Genomic DNA, 5,865 nt, shown 5'->3' with positions numbered 1-5,865 from the left:
CCCCCGACTTCCCGGCGACCGAGCCGCGACGCCGGAGGCGGCGCAATCAAATGAAGAAGTCAGCCATCAGCGGGGCCACCTTGCGCTGGTCGTACAGGTGACCCTCGTCCGGCAGTCGGATGAGCCGCGCGTCGGGGATGCGGTCGGCGAGCGTCACGCACGCCTCCTGGATCGACGGGGTGCTCTTGCGGCCGCTGATGATCAGCGTCGGCACGGTGATCTTCGGCAGCAGGTCGAACGGCACCGCGTTGTGCTGCTGGCTGATGATCGTGTCGTACACGGCGGACGGAGCCATCGACACGAACGCCTGCCACGCCGGGTGGTTCTTGATCTTCTCCAGCGTCTCGTCCGTGATGAACCCGACGATGTCCTTGCCGAAGAGGGTGACCGCCTCCTCCCGGAGACCCGCGGCCACGAGCCGCTTCAGCTCCACCAGCTGCTCGTCGGTGGCCTTGGGCGAGTCGTACGGCGGCTCGTACATGCCGAGCCGGCGCATCGGCACGCCGTCGGCGGCGGCCTGGATGGCGACCATGCCGCCGGTGCAGTTGGCGAACACGGCGGCGGGCTCGCCGGCGACCTCGATCACCGCGGCGAGGTCCTCGACCTCGCGGTGGATCGAGTACTCCTCGGGGTCGCCGTAGTCGCTGTCGCCGTGACCGCGGCGGTCCACGTTGTACACCGTGTAGTGCTCGGACAGCATGTGCGCGAAGGGCGCGAACATCGCCTTGTCGTTCAGGCCGCCGCCGATGACCACGACGGGCGGGCCCGAGCCCGACTTCTCGTACGCGATGACGGTGCCGTCGAGCGACGTCACCGTGTCCACCGGGAGGTTGCGCGGCCCGGCGTAGTCGTCTTCGAGGCGGAGGTCCTCGGGGGCTTCTCCGCCGTGTTCGTTCAGCGTGCTGGGCGCTGAGTCTGCCATCGGACGTCTCCTCGTTCTCGACTGCCGGCCGGTGGCCGACAACACCGTCCGCGCGACCGATTCCCAGCCACGCGGGCGGCTCGCGCGATCGACTCGACGCTAGCGGCGGGCCGTTGTGCCGCCTTCCTCTCGATTGCAGTGTTCCAACGCAATTTTCGATACGCGGTGGGCCGTCCGGCTTCATTACCGTCGGCCCATCGAAGCCCAGGGAAATCCGTTCTCGCTTGGAGGCAAGCTGATGGAGCCTCGTTGTCCCGTAGTGCTGGACGCGGCAGGTGTCGACGTCCACGCCGAGGCGGCCCGCATCCGTGCGAATGGACCGATCAGCAGGGTGGAGCTCCCCGGGGGCTACCAGGCTTGGGCGGTCACGAGCTACGAGGTGGGCAAGCAGGTGCTGGCCGACCAGCGCTTCGGCAAGGACCCGAAGAACTGGCCGGTGCTCGCGGCCGGTGAGGTCCCGCCGGACTGGCCGATGATCACGTGGGTGGTCATGGACAACATGACCACGCGCGACGCCGACGACCACGTGCGCCTGCGCAAGCTGGTGGCCCGCGGTTTCACCGCGCGCCGGGTCAAGGACTCGTTGCCGCTGATCGAGAAGATCACCAACGGGCTGCTCGACGAGCTGGCCCAGCTGCCGCCGGACGAGGTGGTGGACCTGAAGTCGAAGTTCTGCTACCCGTTGCCCGCCATGGTGGTCTGCGAGCTGTTCGGCGTGCCGGAGGAGGCGCGGGCCGAGGCCCTGAAGGGCGGCGAGGTCAACGTCAGCACCTCCATCACGCCGGAGGAGGCGCAGGCGAACGTCGAGCAGTGGCACCAGGCGATGCTGGACCTGGCCGCCCGCAAGCGGGAGGAGCCGGGCGACGACCTCACCAGCCTGCTGGTGGCGGCGCAGGAGGACGACGGCTCGCGGCTGTCCGACGAGGAGATGGCCGGCACCCTGCACCTCATGCTGGGCGCGGGTTCCGAGACGCTGATGAACGTGCTCAGCCACGCGGTGAAGCACCTGCTCAGCAAGCCGGAGCAGAAGGGCCTGGTCGACTCGGGCAAGGTCACGTGGGACGACGTGTTCGAGGAGACCATCCGCGTCGACTCCCCCGCCGCGATGCTGCCGTTCCGGTTCGCCACCGAGGACGTCGAGATCGGCGGCGTGCTGATCAACAAGGGCGACCCGGTGATGATGGGCTTCGCGGGCATCGGCCGCGACCCGGCCGTGCACGGCGAGACCGCGTCCGAGTTCGACGCCCTCCGCGCGGACAAGTCGCACCTGTCGTTCGGCCACGGCGTCCACTACTGCCTCGGCGCGCCGCTGGCGCGGTTGGAGGCGATGGTGGCCCTGCCCGCGCTGTTCCAGCGCTTCCCCGACATGGAGCTGGCCGTCCCGGTGGACGAGCTGGAGCCGCAGGGGACCTTCATCATGAACGGCCACCGCGCGCTCCCCGTGCGGCTCGGCGCGGCCCGGCCGCCGGTCCTCTGAGCGAAACCCCGACGCAGCCAGCGTTCAAGGAGGTCCGGTGTCGATCGCACACTCGGGGGACAGCCCGACGGCGCGGACACTGATCGGGCACGTCCCGCGCCAACCGGGCACCACGCCCACCCCCACCGTCGAGCTCGTGGTGCCCATCTACAACGAGCAGCAGGTGCTGGCGACCAGCATCCGCAGGTTGCACGCCTACCTGAGCGCCAACTTCCCGTACTCGTTCCAGATCACCATCGCGGACAACGGCAGCACGGACGGGAGCTGGGCGCTGGCGACGGCGCTCACCTCCGAGCTGCCGAACGTCGAGGCGGTGCACTTGGACCAGAAGGGGCGCGGCCGGGCCTTGCGGCACGTGTGGAGCCGCAGCCGGGCGCACGTCGTCGCGTACACCGACGTCGACCTCTCCATCGACCTGGACGCCCTGCTGCCGCTGACGGCCCCGTTGCTGTCCGGGCACAGCGCCCTGGCGATCGGCACGAGGCACGTCAACGGTTCCCGGGTCGACCGCACGGTGAAGCGCGCCGTGCTGTCGCGGGTGTACAACTTCCTGTTGCGCACCACCATGGGCGCCCGGTTCTCCGACGCCCAGTGCGGTTTCAAGGCCGGCCGCCGCGACGTCGTGCAGGCGCTGCTCACCGCGGTCGAGGACGACAAGTGGTTCTTCGACACCGAGCTGCTGCTGGTCGCGCAGCGCAACGGGGTCCGCATCCACGAGGTCGCGGTGGACTGCCTCGACGACCCGAACACGTCGGTCGACCTGTGGCGGACGGTCCGGGACGACCTGCTCGGCATGGTGCGGGTGGCGCGCCGGTTCACGTCCGGCGCTCTGCGCGTCACCCTGCCCGAGGACGCCCGGCGCACCGGGCCGCTCGGCGGGCGGACGCGGAACCCGGTGCGGTTTTTCGGCACCCGCCTGTCCGCCGCCCGCCTGTCCGGTGCTCGTCCGTCCGGTGCCCGCCTGGCCGGGAACCGCCTGTCCGGCAACGACTCCGTGGAGGAGCGGTGACCAGTTCCCGCGTGCCCGACGAACGCGAGTACGTCCACGAACGGCTCGGTGCGGATTTCGAGCGCGCGCTGTCGTCGTACGACACCACCCGGCGGGTGGAGACGTTGATCGACGACTTCCTGCCCGACGACCTCGTGCGCGGCAAGGAGGTGCTGGACGTCGGCTGCGGCCTCGGCTACTTCAGCGAGCGGCTGCACGAGCGCGGCGCGCGGGTCACCGCCACCGACCTCGGGCCGAACCTCGTGGAGGCCACCCGGCGGCGGGTCGGGTGCCACGCCGAGGTCGCGGACGCGTTGCGGCTGGTCGAGCACTTCGGGCCGGACCGGTTCGACGTCGTGGTGTCGTCCGAGTGCATCGAGCACACCCCCGACCCCGCCGCCGCGCTGCGGCAGATGGCGGGTGTGCTCAAGCCGGGCGGGCACCTCGCCGTCAGCACGCCGAACCTGGTGTGGAGCCCGGTGGTGAAGCTCGCCACCAGGCTGGGGCTGCGGCCGTTCGACGGCTTCGAGAACTTCAGCACGTGGCGCTCGCTGCGCGATCCCCTGCGGGACGGCGGGGTGACGGTGGTGCGGCGGCACGGCCTGCACCTGTTCCCGTTCCAGTTCGGCGCGCACGGGGTGTCCCGGTGGTGCGACGCGCGGCTCCAGGCGCTCAACCCGCTGATGATCAACCTGTGCGTGCTCGGCCGGAAGGAAGGCTAGGCGGACGTGAGCGCGGCGCGCCGACTGCTGATCGTCAACGCCGACGACTACGGGCTGACCGACGGGATCGCGCGGGGTGTCCTGCGCGCCCACCGGGACGGCGTGCTGACCAGCACGTCCGTCCTGGCGGTCGGCCCGGCCGTGCGTCGGACCGCCCGGTGGCTGGCCGACGCGCCCGCGCTCGGCGTCGGCGCGCACCTCGCGCTGATCGGCGTCGACCCGCCGTTGCTGACCCGGCGGGAGATCCCGACCCTGGTCACCAGGGACGGCGGCTTCCCGCGGGAGTGGCGGCGGTTCCTCGCCCGTGCCGCGGCCGGCCGGATCGACCCGGCGGACGTGGAGCGCGAGCTCGACGCCCAGGTCGAACGGCTGGTCGGCGAGTGCGGGCTGAACCTGACCCACCTGGACACCCACCAGCACCTCCACCTGTGGCCGCCGGTGGCCGACGTCGTGGTCGCGCTCGCGCGGCGGTGGCGGATCGGCGCGGTGCGCCTGCCGTCGAGCCGGGCCGGTGGCCCCAAGGGCGCGGGCATCCGACGCCTCAGCGCGGGTGTCCGCCGCCGGCTCACCGCGGCCGGCCTGGTCAGCCCCGGCGCCTATGCCGGGCTGGACGAGGCCGGCCGCCTCACGCTGCCCACGTTCCGGTCGGCGCTGGAACGCCTGACCGAGTCGAGCGCGACCGCGGCGGAGATCAACTGCCACCCCGGCGAGGCCGCGGACCCCGAGGCGTCCGCCCGCTACGAGTGGGGTTTCGCCCGCGCCGGCGAGCTGGACGCCCTGACCAGCCCCGAGCTGCGCGACGCCGTGGACCACCTGGGCTGGCGCCTGGGCACCTACGCCGACCTGGCCCGTGAGACACCCGCCGAACCGCGCTGACCTCTCCCCCGCGCTGAACCCCCGGACCACGCCGAACCGCGGCCTGCGCCGAACCTCCGGCCCGCGCCGAACCCGGCTCCCGCCGAAACCCGGCCCACGCTCAACCTCCGGCTCGCGCCGACCCGTCACTCCGCACTGGACGCCTTGCGTCGACGGGTCCCGCCGGTGCGGAACACCCACCGGTCGAGGCCGACGAACCTCAGCACGCTCACCGCGAGGCTGCTGGCCAGCAGCACGGCCACCTCGCCGAGGCGCCCGGCCGAGGGGTTCAGGTGGACCGCGGCCGTGACGGCCCCCGTCATCACCAGGTAGTGCAGCGCGAACAGCACCCCCGAGCGCAGGTGCGTGCCCACCGGCGCGACCCGCCGGCCGGCGAACGTCCACCGCCGGTTCACCTCGGTGTTGGCGACTGCGCCCAGCACGAGCGCGGCCAGGTTCGCCAACGCCGGGGGCACCACGGTGCGGAGACCCAGGTACAGCGCCACGTACAGCAGCCCCGACATCAGCCCGACCACGCCGAACAGGCCGAACCTCAGCAACGTCACCGCGGGCGCGAGGCGGGCCGGGCGGGCGCCCGGCGCACCCAGGTCGGCACGTCCGGTGGCCATCGCGTGCGCGACGCGGGCCAGACCGACCAGCCGCTCGCCGAGGCGCACGCCCGCGACGGCGCCCGTCACAGGCACCTGGGCGATCCGCAACCCGTTGTGCGCGGCCAGGAGCAGCAGCTCGGTGCCGAGGGACGGTCCGTCCGAAGTGGACAGTCGCAGCAACGGTCGGACGGCCGCCGTGCGCGCGGCGCGCAGGCCGCCACCGGCATCGGCGACGTCGAGGCCGAACGCACGCTGGAGCAGGCGGCCGTGCGTGCCGGGTCGGCGGCCGA

General features: G+C 72.3%; 6 protein-coding genes. 4 read left to right on the top strand and 2 right to left on the bottom strand.

Translation table 11 applies throughout. The features are described from left to right. Window positions 1–46: 46 nt before the first annotated feature. Window positions 47–922, bottom strand: coding sequence for an alpha/beta fold hydrolase (locus ACFQ3T_RS33695; protein WP_380729722.1), 876 nt, complete (start codon window positions 920–922; stop codon window positions 47–49). 331 nt (window positions 923–1,253) lie between these two features. Here ACFQ3T_RS33695 and ACFQ3T_RS33690 point away from each other — a divergent pair, with 331 nt between their 5' ends. The 4 genes from ACFQ3T_RS33690 to ACFQ3T_RS33675 are packed head-to-tail and all read left to right on the top strand — an operon-like array spanning window position 1,254 to window position 4,985. Then, entirely contained in the window at window positions 1,254–2,399 is a 1,146-nt protein-coding gene (locus ACFQ3T_RS33690) for a cytochrome P450 family protein (RefSeq protein ID WP_380729720.1), read from the top strand. A gap of 37 nt (window positions 2,400–2,436) precedes the next feature. Beyond that, on the top strand, window positions 2,437–3,408 hold the full coding sequence (locus tag ACFQ3T_RS33685) for a glycosyltransferase (RefSeq protein WP_380729718.1): 972 nt from the start codon (window positions 2,437–2,439) through the stop codon (window positions 3,406–3,408). Then, window positions 3,405–4,109 (top strand): class I SAM-dependent methyltransferase, encoded by a 705-nt coding sequence (locus tag ACFQ3T_RS33680; RefSeq protein WP_380729716.1) that lies wholly within the window; start codon window positions 3,405–3,407, stop codon window positions 4,107–4,109. The genes ACFQ3T_RS33685 and ACFQ3T_RS33680 overlap by 4 nt, the downstream gene beginning before the upstream one ends. 6 nt (window positions 4,110–4,115) lie before the next feature. After that, window positions 4,116–4,985, top strand: coding sequence for a carbohydrate deacetylase (locus tag ACFQ3T_RS33675; protein WP_380729714.1), 870 nt, complete (start codon window positions 4,116–4,118; stop codon window positions 4,983–4,985). A 125-nt stretch (window positions 4,986–5,110) separates the two neighbouring features. Here the strand turns inward: ACFQ3T_RS33675 and ACFQ3T_RS33670 are convergent. Beyond that, window positions 5,111–5,865 (bottom strand): GtrA family protein (locus ACFQ3T_RS33670; protein WP_380729712.1); only part of this gene is annotated, 755 nt, incomplete at its 5' end.

It is taken from the genome of Saccharothrix hoggarensis (assembly GCF_042678885.1).
Taxonomy (GTDB): domain Bacteria; phylum Actinomycetota; class Actinomycetes; order Mycobacteriales; family Pseudonocardiaceae; genus Actinosynnema; species Actinosynnema hoggarensis.
The sequence above is the reverse complement of the archived record's forward strand: the minus strand, read 5'-3'. Positions and strand labels throughout refer to the sequence as shown.

Excerpts from the sequence above, each read along its gene's own strand:
- ACFQ3T_RS33695 (WP_380729722.1), bottom strand. The coding sequence starts at position 922 with ATGGCAGACTCAGCGCCCAGCACGCTGAACGAACACGGCGGAGAAGCC.